At 64.7% G+C, this 17,292-nt stretch carries 15 protein-coding genes; 10 read left to right on the top strand and 5 right to left on the bottom strand.

The features are described from left to right. Positions 1–45: 45 nt before the first annotated feature. Both N0K08_RS04280 and garD read right to left on the bottom strand, forming a co-directional pair. Positions 46–1,041: a Bug family tripartite tricarboxylate transporter substrate binding protein gene (locus N0K08_RS04280; protein WP_261498805.1), complete on the bottom strand. Its 996-nt coding sequence runs from the start codon at positions 1,039–1,041 to the stop codon at positions 46–48. Between the two features lie 89 nt (positions 1,042–1,130). Further along, positions 1,131–2,705 carry a galactarate dehydratase gene (gene garD / locus N0K08_RS04275; protein ID WP_261498804.1) on the bottom strand — a complete coding sequence of 525 codons (1,575 nt, stop codon included), beginning with the start codon at positions 2,703–2,705 and terminating at the stop codon, positions 1,131–1,133. 136 nt (positions 2,706–2,841) lie between these two features. Between garD and N0K08_RS04270 the strand changes: the two genes are divergently transcribed. The 7 genes from N0K08_RS04270 to N0K08_RS04240 all read left to right on the top strand — a co-directional run bounded on the left by N0K08_RS04270 (position 2,842) and on the right by N0K08_RS04240 (position 10,668). Then, positions 2,842–3,561 carry a FadR/GntR family transcriptional regulator gene (locus N0K08_RS04270; RefSeq protein ID WP_261499641.1) on the top strand — a complete coding sequence of 240 codons (720 nt, stop codon included), beginning with the start codon at positions 2,842–2,844 and terminating at the stop codon, positions 3,559–3,561. A 123-nt stretch (positions 3,562–3,684) separates the two neighbouring features. After that, positions 3,685–4,662, top strand: coding sequence for a Bug family tripartite tricarboxylate transporter substrate binding protein (locus N0K08_RS04265; protein WP_261498803.1), 978 nt, complete (start codon positions 3,685–3,687; stop codon positions 4,660–4,662). Between the two features lie 46 nt (positions 4,663–4,708). Then, a complete protein-coding gene (kdgD, locus tag N0K08_RS04260; protein WP_261498802.1) occupies positions 4,709–5,617 on the top strand; it encodes a 5-dehydro-4-deoxyglucarate dehydratase in 909 nt (302 codons plus the stop codon). A 99-nt stretch (positions 5,618–5,716) separates the two neighbouring features. Continuing rightward, positions 5,717–6,682 carry a 2-hydroxyacid dehydrogenase gene (locus N0K08_RS04255; protein ID WP_261498801.1) on the top strand — a complete coding sequence of 322 codons (966 nt, stop codon included), beginning with the start codon at positions 5,717–5,719 and terminating at the stop codon, positions 6,680–6,682. A gap of 35 nt (positions 6,683–6,717) precedes the next feature. Further along, on the top strand, positions 6,718–8,055 hold the full coding sequence (locus N0K08_RS04250; protein WP_261498800.1) for an enolase C-terminal domain-like protein: 1,338 nt from the start codon (positions 6,718–6,720) through the stop codon (positions 8,053–8,055). Positions 8,056–8,084: 29 nt separating this feature from the next. Next, entirely contained in the window at positions 8,085–9,185 is a 1,101-nt protein-coding gene (locus tag N0K08_RS04245) for an SMP-30/gluconolactonase/LRE family protein (protein ID WP_261498799.1), read from the top strand. Between the two features lie 34 nt (positions 9,186–9,219). Further along, the gene (locus N0K08_RS04240; protein WP_261498798.1) at positions 9,220–10,668 is read left to right on the top strand and encodes an aldehyde dehydrogenase family protein; all 1,449 of its coding nucleotides are present in this window, start codon (positions 9,220–9,222) and stop codon (positions 10,666–10,668) included. Positions 10,669–10,723: 55 nt separating this feature from the next. Here the strand turns inward: N0K08_RS04240 and N0K08_RS04235 are convergent, their stop codons facing one another. Beyond that, a complete protein-coding gene (locus N0K08_RS04235) occupies positions 10,724–11,569 on the bottom strand; it encodes a symmetrical bis(5'-nucleosyl)-tetraphosphatase (protein WP_261499639.1) in 846 nt (281 codons plus the stop codon). Between the two features lie 24 nt (positions 11,570–11,593). On the opposite strand from N0K08_RS04235, the gene N0K08_RS04230 reads away from it, so the two are divergent. The 3 genes from N0K08_RS04230 (at position 11,594) to N0K08_RS04220 (ending at position 14,943) form a co-directional block, all read left to right on the top strand. Beyond that, positions 11,594–12,892, top strand: a complete 1,299-nt coding sequence (locus tag N0K08_RS04230; RefSeq protein WP_261498797.1) for a hemolysin family protein — start codon at positions 11,594–11,596, stop codon at positions 12,890–12,892. Positions 12,893–13,015: 123 nt separating this feature from the next. Further along, on the top strand, positions 13,016–13,306 hold the full coding sequence (locus N0K08_RS04225) for an H-NS histone family protein (protein ID WP_261498796.1): 291 nt from the start codon (positions 13,016–13,018) through the stop codon (positions 13,304–13,306). A 434-nt stretch (positions 13,307–13,740) separates the two neighbouring features. After that, positions 13,741–14,943 carry an FAD-dependent monooxygenase gene (locus tag N0K08_RS04220; protein ID WP_261498795.1) on the top strand — a complete coding sequence of 401 codons (1,203 nt, stop codon included), beginning with the start codon at positions 13,741–13,743 and terminating at the stop codon, positions 14,941–14,943. Positions 14,944–14,950: 7 nt separating this feature from the next. Here the strand turns inward: N0K08_RS04220 and N0K08_RS04215 are convergent, their stop codons facing one another. Continuing rightward, positions 14,951–16,141, bottom strand: coding sequence for an MFS transporter (locus N0K08_RS04215; protein WP_261498794.1), 1,191 nt, complete (start codon positions 16,139–16,141; stop codon positions 14,951–14,953). Between the two features lie 176 nt (positions 16,142–16,317). Beyond that, the gene (kynA, locus tag N0K08_RS04210) at positions 16,318–17,175 is read right to left on the bottom strand and encodes a tryptophan 2,3-dioxygenase (protein WP_261498793.1); all 858 of its coding nucleotides are present in this window, start codon (positions 17,173–17,175) and stop codon (positions 16,318–16,320) included. Between the last annotated feature and the right edge of the window lie 117 nt (positions 17,176–17,292).

Genomic DNA, 17,292 nt, shown 5'->3' with positions numbered 1-17,292 from the left:
AAAAAAAAAGCGCCCCAGGGCGCTTTTTTTTGCCTTGAAAAAGGCTCAGCCATCGACTTTCACATTGGCTTCCTTGATCACCGTCGCCCATTTGGCGACTTCGGCCTTCTGGAAGGCGGCGACCTGCGTCGGCGACAGCGTCGACGGCTCCATGCCCATGGTCTTCATGCGGGTCTGCATGTCTGGCGTGGCAAGAATCTTGGCGATCTCCTGGTGCAGGCGAGTGACGATGGCGTCGGGCGTGTTGTGGGGCGCAAAAATGGCCTGCCAGGAGGTGACTTCGAAGTCTCCCAGGCCCTTGATGCCGGACTCGGCCACGGTGGGCACATCCTTGAGCGAGTCCAGGCGCTGCTTGGAGGTCACGGCCAGCGCCCGCAGCTTGCCGCTCTGGATGTGCGGCGCAGCCACCACGGTGGTGTCGAACATCATGTCCACTTGTCCGCCCATCACGTCCTGGATGGCCGGGCCGCTGCCCTTGTAGGGCACATGGGTGAATTTGACGCCCGACTTCCAGGCCAGCATCTCCAGCGACAAATGCTGCGAGGTGCCGGTGCCCGCCGATGCCGAGGACAGGCCGCCGGGCTGTTTCTTCGATGCATCCAGCACGTCCTGCAGCGTCTTGTAGGGGCTGTTGGCCGCCACCACCAGCACCAGGGGGTTGGTGCCGATCAAGGTGATAGGGGTGAAGGACTTGACCGGGTCATAGCCCAGCTTGGGGTACAGGCTCACATTGATGGCGTGCGAGCTGATCGTGCCGCCCAGCAGGGTGAAGCCATCGGGCTGTGCGCGCGCGGCCAGCTCGGAGCCCACGCTGCCGCCAGCGCCCCCCTTGTTGTCGATCACCACTGTCGTGCCCAGCACGGTGCCCAATGGCTGCGCAATCAGCCGGCCCAGCGTATCGGTGGTGCCGCCCGCGGGGAAAGGCACCATGTAGGTGATGACCTTGCCTTTGGGCCAGCTGCTCTGCGCCATCACGGCGGCAGGCAAGCAGGCCAGTGCCAGCGGAGCGGCCGCGGCCTTCAGTAGTTGTCGACGTTGCATGAGGTTTGTCTCCTGGTTGAAAAAGGCCGCCTGTGGGTCCAGGCGTGCGGGGGGTGTTGTTCAGTCGTCTATCGCCTGCGAGCGTTGGTTCAGGTCACTGGTGCGGGATTGAACAGCACCAGAGCGTTGTGCAGCTTCCAGTGTTCGGCCCAGGTTTTCTTCTTGCCGCTGGCCACGTCCAGCATCAGGCGGAACAGCTCCCAGCCCATGTCTTCTATGCTGGCCTCACCGTCGGCAATGCGCCCGGCATTCACGTCCATCAGGTCGTGCCAGCGCCGCGCCAGGTCGCTGCGCGTGGCCACCTTGATCACCGGGCAGGCGGCCAGGCCATAGGGCGTGCCGCGTCCGGTGGTGAAGACATGCAGATTCATGCCCGCCGCCAGCTGCAAGGTGCCGCAGATGAAATCGGAGGCCGGTGTGGCCGCATAGATCAGGCCTTTTTCGCGCAGCTTTTCGCCGGGAGCGAGCACGCCCGTGATGGGCGTGGAGCCGGACTTGACGATGGAGCCCATGGCTTTCTCCACGATGTTGGAGAGCCCGCCTTTCTTGTTGCCCGGCGTGGTGTTGGCGCTGCGGTCCGCGAGTCCGCGTGCCAGGTAGGCGTCGTACCAGGCCATCTGATCGATCATGGCCTGGGCCACTTCCGGCGTGCTGGCGCGCGCCGTGAGCTGGTCTATGCCGTCGCGCACTTCGGTGACTTCCGAGAACATCACGCTGGCGCCGGCGCGCACCAGCAAATCCGTGGCAAAGCCCACGGCCGGGTTGGCCGTGACGCCGCTGAAGGCATCGCTGCCGCCGCACTGCACACCCACCACCAGTTCGCTCACCGGCACGGTCTCGCGGCGGCGCAGGTTCAGGCGCTGCAAATGCACATCGGCCTGGCGCACGATGGAGTCGATCATGCTCATGAAGCCCACATGCTCCTCGGCCTGCAGGCAGACCACGTCCAGCGCGGCCACGGGCAGGGCGGGGGCGGCCGTCAGGCGTGTCATCGGCAGCAGAGGGGCCTCGGCTTGGGGCAGCAGCCGTTCGGGCTGCAGCTTTTCGCAGCCCAGGCTCACGACCATCACTTCGCCGCCGAAATTGGGATTGCTGCTGATGTTGCGCAGCGTGCGGATGGGAATGATGGCGTCGGGCGCGTCAATGGCCACACCGCAGCCGTAGCTGTGCTCCAGACCCACGACGTCGTCGACCTGCGGGTAGCGCGGCAGCAGCTCGCTCTTGATGCGTTGCACCGCCGTATCGACCACGCCCGACACACATTGCACGGTGGTGGTGATCGCCAGGATGTTGCGCGTGCCCACCGAGCCGTCGGCGTTGCGGTAGCCCTCGAAGGTATGGCCTGTAAGAGGCGCCAGGGCAGGCGGCTTGTGCGTGGCCATGGGCAGGCCTTGCAGCTCGGGCGCGGCAGGCATGCGCAACACCCGCTCGTTCACCCAACTGCCGCGTGGCAAGGCCTGGAGCGCATAGCCGATGACCACGTCGTAGCGGCGCACCTCCGCGCCTTCGGCCAGGTCTTCCAATGCCACCTTGTGGCCTTGCGGAATGGCGTTCACCAGGCGCAATCCATCGGCGAACACCGTGCCGGCAGGAAGGCCGCCATCGTTGGCGACGATGGCCACATTGTCGGCCGCATGCATGCGGATATAGAGGGGGCTGCTCATCGGCTACTTTCCATAGTGATATGTTGTCGTACAACTTAATCGCATTATCATCACGCCCATGAGCACCCTGACATCGGAATTACCCCAAGCCGCGGCATTTTTATTGCCGGCCAATGGCTCTGCGCTGCGCGGCAGAATGGGCCGCGGCAGCCGCAGCCTGGCGAATCTCCTGTCGGAAGAGTTTGGGCACAAGATCCGCCAAGGCCTGCTGAACCAGGGCGACAAGCTCCCCACGGAATCGGAATTGGTGCGCAGTTATGACGTCAGCCGCACGGTGGTACGCGAAGCGCTGTCCAAGCTGCAGGCCTCCGGGCTGGTCGAAACCCGCCATGGCATAGGCACTTTTGTGCTGGCCACGCGGCAAAGTCCGGGCCTGCTGCTCAACGCCCATGAACTCAGTGAATCGGTGGATGTGCTGGCCGTGCTGGAGTTGCGCATCAGTCTGGAGACCGAGGCGGCCGGCCTGGCCGCGCAGCGCCGCGAGTCCCGGCAGTTGCAGGCCATGCGCGAAGCCTTGCAGGCCTTCGAGCACAACGCCGCAGCAGGCCATGAGACCGTGAGCCACGACCTGGCTTTTCATCTGAGCATTGCGCAGGCCACGGGCAACCAGTACTTCCAGGAGATCCTGCAGCATTTCGGCACGCTGCTGATTCCGCGCAACCGCATTGCTTCCATCCACGCGCCGGCCCGCGACCCGGACTACCTGCGTCGCGTCCATCGCGAGCACGAAGAGATCTACGCCGCCATAGAGCGCCAGGACGCGGACTCGGCCCGCGCGGCCATGCGCATCCACCTGACCAATTCGCGTGAGCGCCTGCGTCTGGCCCAGCGCCTGAGTCAGGCGCCGGCGGCGTAGCGCGGGCGGCGGGTCGGGGCGCTTTTTTTTTTAGAATTTTCCGCGTTTACCCCTAGCAATCAGGCCTAGGATTGGCAGAAGCCAAGTTGTATGATGACTGATCACTAAACGGAGACTCTTCATATGCTTCCCCGCTCCCGCTTTCTGTGTTCAGCGCTGGCCCTTGCCGCCATCAGCCTGCTTTCCACGCCTGTGCTCGCGGGCGAAGCCTGGCCCAGCAAGACGATCCGTCTGGTCGTTCCTTACCCTCCGGGCGGCAGCTCCGACATCATTGCCCGCTCCATCGGCCAGTTGATCTCGCAGGAGTTGAAGCAGACCGTGGTGATCGAGAACAAGCCCGGCGCCAACGGCAATCTGGGCGCGGAATTCGTGGCCCGCGCCCCCGCCGACGGCTACACCTGGCTGCTGTGCGATCTGGGCGCCCTGGCGATTTCGCCTTCGATCTACACCAAGCTCAGTTTCGATCCTTCCAAGGACTTGCGCGGCGCGGGCATGCTGGCCTACTCGCCCCACATGCTGGTGGTGCACCCTTCGGTGCAGGCGAACAATCTGACGGAGCTGGTGGCCCTGTCCAAGAAGCAGGACCTGAACTTTGCGGTGACGGCCACGGGCAGTGCGCCCCATCTGGCCGGAGTGGAGCTGGCACGCATCACGGGTGCCAAATGGGTGTACGTGCCCTACAAGGGCGGCGTGCAATCGGTGCAGGACACCGTTGCCGGCCAGACCCAGGTGCTGATGAACGGCATGCTGGCCACTTACCCCCATGTACAAAGCGGCAAGCTCAAGCTGTTGGGCATCTCCAAGGAGGCGCGCATGCCCTTGATCGCCGATGTGCCGACGCTGGCCGAACAAGGCGCGAAAGGCTTTGCCTCGGGTTCCTGGCAGGGTGTGGTGCTGCCCGCCAAGACGCCCGAGGCGGTGGTGCGACGCGTGAACCAGGTCCTGCTCGGCGCGATTCGCTCGCCTGAAGTGCGTGCGCGCCTGACAGGGCAGGGCGCCGAGGTGATCACCATGACCCCTGCCGATACCGACAAGTTCTTCAATGCCGAACGTGCCCGCTGGCGCAGCGTGGTGCAGACCGCCAATTTGCAGCTGGACTGACGTTCAGCGCCCTTTTTTCCTCTCCTTTTTCTCTCCAAGGATTGCCATGAGCCCCCAAGAAGTCAAAAGCGTCATGAGTTCCGGTCTGTTGTCGTTCCCCGTGACCGACTTTGACAGCCAAGGTGATTTCAATCCCAAGGGCTATGCCGAGCGCCTGGAATGGCTGGCGCCCTTCGGTGCCAGTGCCTTGTTCGCCGCGGGCGGCACGGGCGAGTTCTTCTCCCTCACCGCCGACGAGTACCCACAGATCATCCAGACCGCGGTCGATACCTGCAAGGGCAAGGTGCCCATCATTGCCGGCGCGGGCGGCCCCACGCGTTTTGCCATCCAGTGCGCCCAGGCCGCGGAAAAGGCCGGCGCCCATGGCATCTTGCTGATGCCCCACTACATGACCGAAGCCAGCCAGGAAGGCCTGGCCGCGCACGTGGAAGCCGTGTGCAAGAGCGTGAAATTCGGCGTGATCATCTACAACCGTGGTGTGAGCCGCTTCACGCCGCAAACCGTGGCCCGGCTGTGCGAGCGCAACCCGAATCTGGTGGGCTTCAAGGACGGCGTGGGCGACATCGAAGCCATGTCCGCCATGTTCCTGACCATGGGCGATCGCCTGGCCTATCTGGGCGGCCTGCCCACGGCCGAAGTCTATGCCGCCGCCTACAAGGCGCTGGGCACGCCGGTGTATTCGTCGGCCGTCTTCAACTTCATCCCCAAGACCGCGCTGCGCTTTTACGAAGCGGTGAAGAACGACGACCACGCGACGCAGCACCATCTGCTCAAGACCTTCTTCATGCCCTACCTCGAGATCCGCAACCGCAGTGCCGGCTACGCGGTGTCCATCGTCAAGGCCGGCGCAAAAATCGTCGGCCACGACGCGGGCCCCGTGCGCGCACCGCTGGCAGACCTCCAGCCCGCTGAAGTGCAGGCGCTGGCGGAGCTGATCAAGCTGGTCGAGCAATAAGCCCAGCAGGGACATGCACTGTCCCTGCGCGGTGACGGGCGCCCGCCGCGGCGCCTCACCATCCCCTCTGTTTATCGAATGACCCAAGGACCTCCCGGCATGGCGCACTCCCGACCCCGCGTTCTCCAATACGGCAAGATGCCTTTGCCTCAGCTCGATGCCGAACTGGCACAGGCCTACGATGTGCACATCCTCTCCCAGGAAAGCGACCCTGATCGTTTTCTGGCGGAGCAGGGCGCGCAGTTCAAGTACCTGGTCACATCGGCGGCCATGGGCCTGCCGGCGCGCGTCGTGGATGCGCTGCCCGAACTCCAGTTCGTCAGCAGCTTTGGCGTGGGCTTCGACTCCCTGGACAAGGACGCCTTGCTGCGCCGCGGTGTCCGCGTGGGCTATACGCCGGGCGTGCTCGATGATTGCGTGGCCGACATGGCCATGGCCTTGTTGCTGGACGCTGCCCGCGGCCTGTCCGCCTCCGATCGATTCGTGCGCCGCGGCGACTGGAGCCGCCAGCGCTTTGGCATCCAGACCCGTGTGTCCGGCAAGCGCCTGGGCATCTTCGGCATGGGCCGCATCGGCAGCACCGTGGCCCGCCGCGCCGCGGGTTTCGACATGGAAGTGGCCTATCACAACCGCCGTCCGATCGAAGGCTCGCCCCATCTGTACCTCGCATCGCTGCTGGAGCTGGCGAGCTGGTCCGACTTTCTGGTCATCACGGCCGCCGGTGGCGACCACACGCGCCATCTGGTCAGCCGCGAAGTGCTGGATGCCCTGGGCGCCCAGGGTTTTCTGGTCAACGTGGCACGCGGCAGCGTGGTCGATGAGGCGGCGCTGGTCGAAGCCCTGCGCAGCGGCCGCATCGCCGGCGCGGGCCTGGACGTCTTCGAAGACGAACCCCACCCCCATCCCGATCTGCTGACGCTGGACAACGCCGTACTGGCCCCCCACATCGCCAGCGGCACGCACGAAACGCGCCGCGCCATGGCCGATCTGGTGCTGAAGAACCTGCAGCAGTGCATCGCCACGGGCCATCCCGCCGTCGAAGTGCCCTGGTCCGCCGCGCGCTGACGCTTACTTTTTTCTGTGCATTGAACGAGCCGCCCATGTCCTCTACCCCGACCATCACCCAGATCGAAGTCATTCCCGTCGCCGGCCGCGACGGCATGCTGATGAATCTCAGCGGCGCGCACGCGCCTTATTTCACGCGCAACATCGTGCTGATCCACGACAGCGCCGGCCACACCGGCGTGGGCGAAGTGCCGGGCGGCGAAAACATCCGCCAGGCACTGGAAGACAGCAAGTCGGTGCTGATCGGCCAATCCATAGGCCAGCACCTGCAGTTGCTGCAGCGCGTGCAAAAAGCCCTGGAAGGGCGCGACACGGGCGGGCGCGGCCAGCAGACATTCGATCTGCGCATAGGCGTGCATGCGGTGACGGCCATCGAGTCCTGCCTGCTGGACTTGCTGGGCCAGCACCTGGGCGTGCCCGTGGCGGCCTTGCTGGGCGAAGGCCAGCAGCGTGACCGCGTCGAGATGCTGGGCTATCTGTTCTATGTCGGTCCGTCCGACAAGACCGACCTGGCTTACGTCAAGGCCGGCGAAGACAAGCTGGGCAGCGACGCCTGGACGCAGGTGCGCCACATGACGGCCATGACGCCCGAGGCCATCGTGCGCCAGGCCGAAGCCGCCTATGAGCGCTACGGCTTCAACGACTTCAAGCTCAAGGGCGGCGTGCTGCCCGGTGAAGAGGAAATCGAAGCCGTGGCGGCCCTGGCCAAGCGCTTCCCCCAGGCCCGCGTCACGCTGGACCCCAACGGCGGCTGGTTGCTCAAGGACGCGGTCCGCCTGATGCGCGACATGCACGGCGTGCTGGCCTATGCCGAAGACCCCTGCGGCGCCGAAGGCGGCTTCTCCGGCCGCGAAGTCATGGCCGAGTTCCGCCGTGCCACCGGCCTGCCCACGGCCACCAACATGATCGCCACCGACTGGCGCCAGATGACGCACGCCCTGGCGCTGCAGTCGGTGGACATTCCGCTGGCCGATCCGCATTTCTGGACCATGGCCGGCTCGGTGCGCGTGGGCCAGACCTGCCGCGACTGGGGCCTGACCTGGGGCTCGCATTCCAACAACCACTTCGACATTTCGCTGGCCATGTTCACCCATGTGGCCGCCGCCGTGCCGGGCAAGGTCACGGCCATCGACACGCACTGGATCTGGCAGGACGGCCAGAACCTCACCCAGAACCCGCTGCAGATCAAGGGCGGCTTTGTGGACGTGCCCACCACGCCCGGCCTGGGCGTGACCGTGGACCGCGCCGCGCTGCAGCGCGCCAACGCCCTGTATCTGGAACATGGCCTGGGCGCGCGCAATGACGCCATGGCCATGCAGTACCTGAACCCCGGCTGGACTTTCGATCCCAAGCGCCCCTGCATGGTGCGCTGACCCACTCTTCGTCACCCAGGAGATTGCCCATGCCCCATGCCATGAACCGGCGCAAGTTGCTGAAAACCGCGAGCGCCACCGCCCTGGGCGCCTGGGGCGCTGCCGCCGGGGCCCAGTCTTTCGGCTTTGCTCCCCAGCAACGCTACCCGGACCCCTCGGTGTTCATCCTGGACCCGAGCTTTGCCAAGTACCGCATCTACAGCAGCACCATCGAGCAGCTGGGCACGGGCATGCGCTGGGCCGAAGGCCCGGTGTATTTTCCCGAGACGGGCACGCTGATCCTGAGTGACATTCCCAACAACCGCTTGATGAAGTACGAGGAGAAGACCGGCAAGTTCTCCGTGCACAAGCAAGGCGTGAACTACGCCAACGGCAACACGCGCGACCGCCAGGGCCGCTTGATCTCCTGCGAGCATTCCGTGACGCGCCGTGTCGTGCGCACCGAGCGCGACGGCCGCACCACCGTGCTGGCCGACAGTTACCAGGGCAAGCGCCTGAATGCGCCGAACGACGTGGTGGTGAAGTCGGACGACAGCGTCTGGTTCACCGACCCCTTGTTCGGCATCAACGGCGAATGGGAAGGCGCGCGCGCCACGCCCGAGCAGGCCACGACCAACGTCTACCGCATCGCCAAGGACGGCCAGATCAGCGCCGTGGTGACCGACATCGTCAACCCCAATGGTCTGGCGTTCTCGTCCGACGAGAAAAAGCTCTATGTGATCGAGTGGAAGGGCACGCCCCACCGCAGCGTCTGGAGCTTCGACGTATCGGCCGACGGCAGCAGCCTGTCGAACAAGACCAAGCTGATCGACGCCGACGGCCCGGGCGCTCTCGACGGCATGCGGGTCGACCGCGACGGCAATCTGTGGTGCGGCTGGGGCTTTTCCGGCGCCTTGAGCGCCCAGCCCAGCGACATCGGCGGCGGCATGAGCGCCTATTTGCCCCTGGGCAAGTCCGAGGAGATGGATGGGGTGAAAGTGTTCAACCCGCAGGGCAAGCCCATTGGTTTCATCCGCCTGCCCGAGCGCTGCGCCAATCTGGAATTCGGTGGCCCCAAACGCAACCGCCTGTACATGGCCAGCAGCCATTCCCTTTACGCGCTGTATGTCGAAGCCCATGGCGCGGCATGACGTTTTATTTCGTTTCTCTTCAGAACTTCAGTCAATGACAAAATTCGACAACCTCATCAACGGCCAGTGGACTGCCGGCAAGAGCTACAGCCCCAACATCAACCCCAGCGACCTGTCCGATCAGATCGGCGAGTACGCCCAGGGCGATGCCAGCGACGTCAATGCCGCGGTCGCGGCCGCCACGGCCGCCTTTCCTGCCTGGAGCGTTTCCGGCATCCAGGCCCGCCACGATGCGCTGGCCAGGATAGGCGCTGAAATCCTGGCGCGCAAGGAAGAGCTGGGCGATCTGCTGGCGCGCGAGGAAGGCAAGACCCGGCCCGAAGCCATGGGCGAAGTCGCGCGCGCGGGCCAGATCTTCCAGTTCTTCGCGGGCGAATGCCTGCGCCTGTCGGGCGAGACCCTGCCTTCGGTGCGCCCCGGCGTCGGCGTGGAAATCACGCGCGAGCCCATAGGCGTGGTGGGCCTGATCACGCCCTGGAACTTCCCCATCGCCATTCCCGCCTGGAAGATCGCGCCGGCCCTGGCCTTTGGCAATTGCGTGGTCCTGAAGCCCGCCGATCTGGTGCCGGGCAGCGCCTGGGCGCTGGCCGACATCATCCACCGCAGCGGCATTCCGGCCGGCGTGTTCAACCTGGTCATGGGCCGGGGCCGCGTGATCGGCGAAGCCCTGGTGCAGCATGCCGATGTGGCGGCGATCAGCTTCACGGGGTCGGTGGACGTGGGCCGGGGCATTGCCGCCGCCTGCGTGCAAAGCGGCAAGAAAGTGCAGCTGGAAATGGGCGGCAAGAACCCGCAACTGGTGCTCGATGATGCCGATCTGAACCAGGCCGTGGAGCTGTCGGCGCAAAGCTGTTTTTACTCCACCGGCCAGCGCTGCACGGCGTCCAGCCGGCTGATCGTGACCGACAAGATCTACCCGGCCTTCATTGAGGCCCTGCAGGCCCGCATGGCGAAGATCAAGGTCGGCGATGCGCGCGCCGCGGGCACCGACATCGGCCCCGTGGTCAGCCAGGCGCAGCTGGAGCAGGATCTGAGCTACGTGGAAATCGCCAAGGCCGAAGGGGCCAGGCTGGCCGCGGGGGGCGCGCGGGTGAACTGCCATACGGGCAGCGACAAGCAGGGCTTCTTCATGCAGCCCGCGCTGTTCGTCGACACCGAGGCCGGCATGCGCATCAACCGCGAGGAAGTGTTCGGCCCCGTGGCCAGCGTGATCCGCGTCAAGGACTACGAAGAGGCGCTGGCCGTGGCCAACGACACGCCGTTCGGCCTGTCGGCGGGCATTGCCACGACCAGCCTGAAATACGCCAGCCACTTCAAGCGCCACAGCCAGGCCGGCATGGTGATGGTCAACCTGCCGACGGCGGGAGTGGACTACCACGTGCCGTTTGGCGGGCGCAAGGGCTCGAGCTACGGCCCGCGCGAGCAGGGGCGCTATGCCCAGGAGTTCTACACCACGGTGAAGACGGCGTACACGCTGGCCTGAGGGGGGGCAGGGCATTGACGAAACCGGGTCCTGGCCCGGTTTTTTCATGGGCGCTTCACTTCAGCGGTTGCTGCTGCTTGCAATGCACTTGCAGCAGTTCGCGCTGTTGCAGGGAATCGCCAAAGCGCACGGCGCTCAGGCAGCCGCCCCAGACGCAGCCGGTGTCCAGCCCGATCAGATCGGGCCGGTCGAGATGGCCCAGCGTCGACCAGTGACCGAAGGCCACGAGCGTGCCGGCGGTCTGGCGCGCGGGTGCATCGAACCAGGGCAGCAGGCCCGCGGGGGGCGTGCTGGCGCTTTCGGTGCTCGCAAAATCCATGTGTCCTTCGGGCGTGCAAAAGCGCAGCCGGGTCAGCGCATTGACGATCACGCGCAGGCGGTCGGGGCCTTCGAGCTCGTCGCTCCAGGCGTCGGGCGTATTGCCGTACATGGTGGCCAGAAAAGCCGGCAGTTCATTGCCGCGCAGCACGGCCTGGACTTCCTCGGCCAGGGCCAGTGTTTTTTCCGTGCTCCACGCGGGCAGCACGCCGGCATGCACCATCAGCAGGCGTTCTCCGCGGGCGGTGGTGTGCAGGCGCGCCAGGGGCTGCTGGCGCAGCCAGTCCAGCAGCTGTGCACGGTCGGGCGCCAGCAGTATGGGCTGCAGCGTGTCGCGCTTGCCAGCGTGGCGCAGGCCGTGGGCGGCGGTGAGCAAATGCAGGTCATGGTTGCCCAGCAGCGGGCGTACGGCATCGCCCAGCGCCATGCAGCGGCGCAGCACCTGCAGCGACTCGGGGCCACGGTTGACCAGATCGCCCAGCAGGTACAGCGTATCGCGGCTGGGCGAGAAATCCATGACCTCCAGCAGCCGTCCAAAAGCGTCGTCGCAGCCTTGGATATCGCCGATACAGTAAAGTGACATCATGTTCTTTCTAATTATTGATCCATGGATTTTCTGCTGATCGCACTGTTGACCTTGCTCAATGGTGTGTTTGCCATGTCGGAGCTGGCATTGGCATCCAGTCGCCGGGCCCGTCTTGCCAACATGGCCGAAGACGGTGACAAAGGGGCTGCCGCCGCTTTGGTACTGCTTGAAAACCCAACCCAATTCCTGTCATCGGTGCAGGTGGGCATTACGTCGATCGGCATGCTCAACGGCATCATCGGCGAGGCCGCCTTCAGTGATGGCCTGGCCGACTGGCTGAAAACCGTCGGTGTGCCCGAAAGTGCGTCGGGCATTACAGCCACCGCCCTGGTGGTCACGGTGATTACTTTCATTACCATCGTATTTGGTGAACTGGTTCCCAAGCGCATAGGCCAGTTGTACCCCGAAACAGTCTCGCGCCTGATTGCCCGCCCCATGACCTGGGTGGCTTCCGCGGCCAAGCCCTTTGTGCGCCTGCTGTCCGTGTCGACCCAGGGTATTTTGACCCTGTTGCGCGTCAATGACTCCGCCAGCCGCCAGGTCACGGAAGAAGAAATCGTGGCCAGCCTGGAAGAAGGCCGCAATGCGGGGGTGATCGAGTTCCATGAGCACCAGATGGTGCAAAACGTATTCCGCCTGGACGACCGCTCGCTGACTTCGCTGATGGTGCCGCGCTCCGACGTGCAGTGGCTGGATGCCGATCTGAGCATATCGGAAGGTTTGCAGCTGGCGGCCGATGGCCAGGAAAAAGGCGGGCACTCCTGGTATCCCGTATGCCGTGGATCGCTCGACGAAGTGGTGGGCGTGATCAGCGTGGCCCGCATGCTGGCGCTGGGGGCTGAGGTCCCGGGTCGTCTGGCCGAGCATGCCTTGCCGGCGGCATTCTTGCCGGAAACGCTCAGCGGCATGGAGTTGCTGGACCAATTGCGCGCGCGTTCGGGTCGCATGGTGTTTGTGGTGGATGAATATGGCGTGGTGCAAGGCATCATGACGCCGCGTGATTTGCTCGAAGCCATCACTGGAGAGCTCAAGCCCGGCGCCCATACCGATGCCTGGGCAACGCCCAGAGAGGATGGTTCCTGGCTGCTTGACGGCCTGATGCCTGTTTCCGAACTCAAGGCCCGACTGGATATACGGGATTTACCCGAAGAAGACCGTGGCCGATATAACACCATCGCCGGACTGCTGATGGCTGAAACCGGTCATCTTCCCGCAGTAGGAGAGCGTATTGCCTGTGCTGGATGGATCTTTGAAATTGTGGACCTGGATGGAAAGCGTATCGACAAGGTATTGGCTGAGAGGCCTAAGACCGATAGCTGAAGCTGCGGTTAAAAATCAATAACGTGAAGGCTGTGGTAAATACGTATAGTTTTTATACTGGCATGGTTTTCTATTTATCTATAATATCCAGGCACTTTCACTTATCTAAAAGATATCAACATCATGAATTCTTACAAAGAGCTGCTCAAGCAAAAAGAAGCCCTGGAACAACAAATCCATGAGGCTCGCAGCCGTGAATTGTCGGATGCCGTGGCTCGCGTGCGCGCCCTGGTGGCCGAGTATGAATTGACGGCTGAGGATGTGTTTCCTCCCGCACGTGCAACACGCGGTGCCGGCACTGGCGCCAAAGTGGCTCCCAAGTACCGTGATCCAGCAACGGGTCAAACCTGGACGGGCCGCGGTAAGGCACCCAAGTGGATTCAGAACGAAGCGCGCGAAAAATTTGCAATCTAATTGCACTTGTTTTCCAAAAAGGCCTGTTAAGACAGGCCTTTTTTCATTCTACTGACGCCATGTGGGCGGGTTCGGCTCGGTCAGCACCAATGCGGTGCGTATTTACCCTCTTGCCCATGGGTAAGGAGTAGCGCAATTCAATTTTTTGGAACTCGCTGGGTAATGGGGTCCAGGCACCGCGCCTGCCGCGTGCCTGGTGACAAACTGTAATGGGGATTTGCATTGCCAGGCCCGGCAGTACCCGCAGTCCCGCGAGATAAGCGCCCTGGCGGTGAAATGCCTTGAAGGGACGGATCTCGAAACGCGCAGCGCGCATGTCTGCCTGGTGCTCCAGGCTGCTGGCCATCCTGGCCTCAGTACCTAAAGACAAGGTATTGCTGAAAAGGCGGTGGGCCGGCGCTTGGGGATGGGTGCGAAAGCGGCACAATGGGCGCATGAAAAAGCAGGTGTTGATTGCCGGCGGCGGCATCGGTGGATTGGCCGCGGGGATTGGGGCGGCCAGGGCCGGTTGGGACGTGCGTTTGTTTGAGCGCGCGGGGCATTTCAGCGAAGTCGGCGCGGGCGTACAGCTGGGGCCGAATGTGGTGCGCCGGCTGCAGGCCTGGGGCTTGCAAAAGGAATTGCAATCGGTGGTCGCGGTGCCCGAGGCCTTGCAGGTGCGCAGTGCCGTGAGCGGTCAGGCACTGGCCTGCATGCCATTGGGCAATACGGCCGTGGAGCGCTATGGCGCGGCCTATGCAACCGTGCACCGTGCCGATCTGCACAGCCTGCTGCAGACTGGGCTGAGCGCTTATGCCGATGTGCATCTGAATCTGGCCCAGACCATAGAGCACTACCGCGAAGCCGAAGGCGTGGTCACCGTGCGCACCCAGGCCAACAAACTCATAGAAGGCGATGCGCTGGTCTGCGCGGACGGCGTCCACAGCCGCTTGCGGCAGCAAATGCTCGGCGATGGTCCGGCCCGGCCGACGGGGCACCTGGCCTATAGGGCGATGGTGCGCCAGGCCGAGCTGCCGCTGCGCTTGCGGGCCACGGATGTGACCGCCTGGCTGGGGCCCCGACTGCATGTGATCCAGTACCCGGTGCGCCGCGGGGAGCTGCAGAATCTGGTGGTGATTGTCGAGGGACCGGCGCCTCAGGACATGGAGCGCTGGGACCATGCGGCGAATGCCCAGGGTCTGGAAGCAGCGCTGGCGGGCACTTGCAGCGCGTTGCAGGATCTGGTGCGCAGCGTGCCCAAGACGGGCTGGCGCCTGTGGCCGCTGGCCGACCGGCCGCCGCTGCGCTCACCTGCCGAAATGGCCCAGGGCCTGGTCGCGCTGCTGGGCGATGCCAGCCACCCCATGCTGCCTTACCTGGCCCAGGGCGCGGGCATGGCGATCGAAGATGCGGCCGAGCTGCAGCGGGCCCTGTCCATGCACGACCTGGACGTGACGCTGCGGCTGCGGCGCTATGCACTCAACCGCTGGCAGCGCAATGCGCGCGTGCAGGCGCGGGCGCAGCGCAACGGGCGCATCTTCCACGCCACCGGGCCCGTGCGCTGGGGCCGCGACAGCGCCTTGAAGCTGCTGGGCGCGCGCATCATGGACCTGCCCTGGCTCTACCGGGGCGACGGCTCCAGCGCGAGTTCGCTGTGAGCGTCGGCTAGAGGTTCTTGCGCAACTGCTCGGACATGGGCATGGCCTGGAAGCCCGCGGCGCCCAGGGCGAGCATGCCGGCAATGCCCAGCATCACGCCCGCGAACGGATCGAAGCCGTAGTGCTGGGCCCATGACGCGAACAGGCCGGTCAGCCATTGCATCAGCCCGGCGCCGAGAAACATGGCCATGGTGAGCAGGGCCATGGCCCGGCCCGTGGCTTCGGGCGGGAAGGACGAGCGCGCATTGGCGTATTGCAGCACCGAGGAGCCGGAGCAGATGACGATGATGATGATCAGCGCCACATTCAGCCAGGTGGCGTGCAGCAGGCCCAGGACCGCGTACAGCACGGCCGTCGCCATCACCGAGCCCACCATCCACTGGCGCCGGCGCAGGGGACCGGGGTCCATGCGGCCGAACAGCCCGGGCATGACCAGCGAGATCACGGAGACCAGCAGCGCCAGATTGCCGCTGGCCACCAGCGACCAGCCATGGCGCTCCATGAAAAGGGGGCCCAGCCACAGGCCGCGCAGGGTCAGGAAGGACGCGTAGGTCACCAGGCCCAGGGACAGGATTCCCCAGCTATGGGGCATGGTCAGCAGGGCGCCGAATTCACGGATGGCCGTCAGCCAGCTCTGGCGCGGTGCCGTGCTCGCACTGCCTTGCGGCTCATGCACTTTCCAGGCGATCAACAGCCAGGACAGAGCGGACAGCAGGCCCAGCAGGGCAAAGCCGCTGCGCCAGCCATAACGCTCGACCAGCCAGGCCAGCGGCGTGCCCGTGAACAACATGCCGACACCGCCCAGCCCCAGGCTGATGCCCGACACCAGCGCAAACTGTGAAGCCGTGAAATGGCGGGCGATGAACACCGTGCAGGCCAGAAAGGCGGGGGCGCAGCCCAGGCCGATCAGCGCCTGGCCGGCCAGCAGCCAGGCGTAGTTGGGCGACCAGGCGGAAATGACCGCGCCGAGAACGCACAGCGGCGCGGTCACGAGCACCGTGCGCCGCAGGCCGTAAAGGTCTATGCCCACGCCCATGAACAGCTGCACGGCACCGAAGGTCAGTGCGAACAGGCTGGCAAACAGTCCCAGGGACGCGGTCGACAGGCCGAAGTCGGCTTGCAGGCCCTGGGCAAAAATGGCGGTGACGGTGCGGTAGGCCTGGCTCAGTGCAAAGCCGCTGATCAGCACCAGCAGCATGGCCCAGGCTGCGCGCGGAGGAAGCCGGGGTGGGGCGGCGGCGGCGCCGTGGGAGTCTGGGGTGGATGTCGGGGGAGAGGTGGCAGGCTGGTTCACAACGCAAATTTTCCTTATCCCGCAGCCTAGCAGGGATTAGCGCTGGGGCCTGTCGCCTGCGGTGCTGCGGGTCATCTATCTCAGAGTTCGGTGCGCAGCGTCCAGATTTCAGGGAACAACACGATGTCCAGCATCTTGCGCAGATAGCTCACGCCGCCGGTGCCGCCCGTGCCGCGTTTGAAGCCTATGACCCGCTCGACGGTGGTCACATGGCGAAAGCGCCAGAGCCGGAATGCATCTTCCAGGTCGGTGAGCTCTTCGCCCAACTGGTACAGGTCCCAGTGCTGGCGCGGATCGCGGTAGACCGTCAGCCAGGCCTGTTCCACGCCTGCGTCGGCCGTGTAGGGCTGGGTCCAGTCACGCTCCACATGGCTGGCCGGCACGGCAATGTCGCGGCGCGCGAGCAGGCGCAAGGCTTCGTCGTAGAGCGAAGGCGCGCGGAAGGCCTCGTCCACCATGGCCAGCAACTCGGGCCGGTGGGCGTGGGGCTTGAGCATGGCGGCGTTCTTGTTGCCCAGGGAGAACTCGATGCAGCGGTACTGGTAGCTCTGGAAGCCGCTGGATTGCGCCAGGTAGGGGCGAATGGCGCTGTACTCGGGCGGCGTCATGGTGGCCAGCACGTCCCAGGCATGGACCAGCTGCTCCATGATGCGCGACACGCGCGCCAGCATCTTGAAGGCCGTGGGCAACTCGTCGAGCGCGACATGGTGGATGGCGGCGCGCAGCTCGTGCAGCATGAGCTTCATCCAAAGCTCACTGGTCTGGTGCTGGACGATGAACAGCATCTCGTTGTGATCGGGCGACAGCGGTTTCTGCGCGTTCAGGATCTGGTCGAGATGCAGATAGTCGCCATAGCTCATGCTCTGGCTGAAGTCGAGCTGGGCTCGCTCGGCATGCACGATGGACTCGGGAGCGGGAGGAGGGGTGTGGGAGGTCATGGGAGCTACACAAAAAGCCGGTTTCACATCATAGGCTGCGCTGGGCCTGCTGTCGGTCGCCATCGTTGGACGCAGTGCGCGCAGATGGTGCACCATGGCGGGTCTTGCCACAGGAGC

The organism is Acidovorax bellezanensis (assembly GCF_025421555.1).
GTDB classification, from domain to species: Bacteria; Pseudomonadota; Gammaproteobacteria; order Burkholderiales; family Burkholderiaceae_C; genus Comamonas; species Comamonas bellezanensis.
Note: the sequence above shows the minus strand (reverse complement) of the source record. Positions and strands in the feature narration are given on the sequence as shown.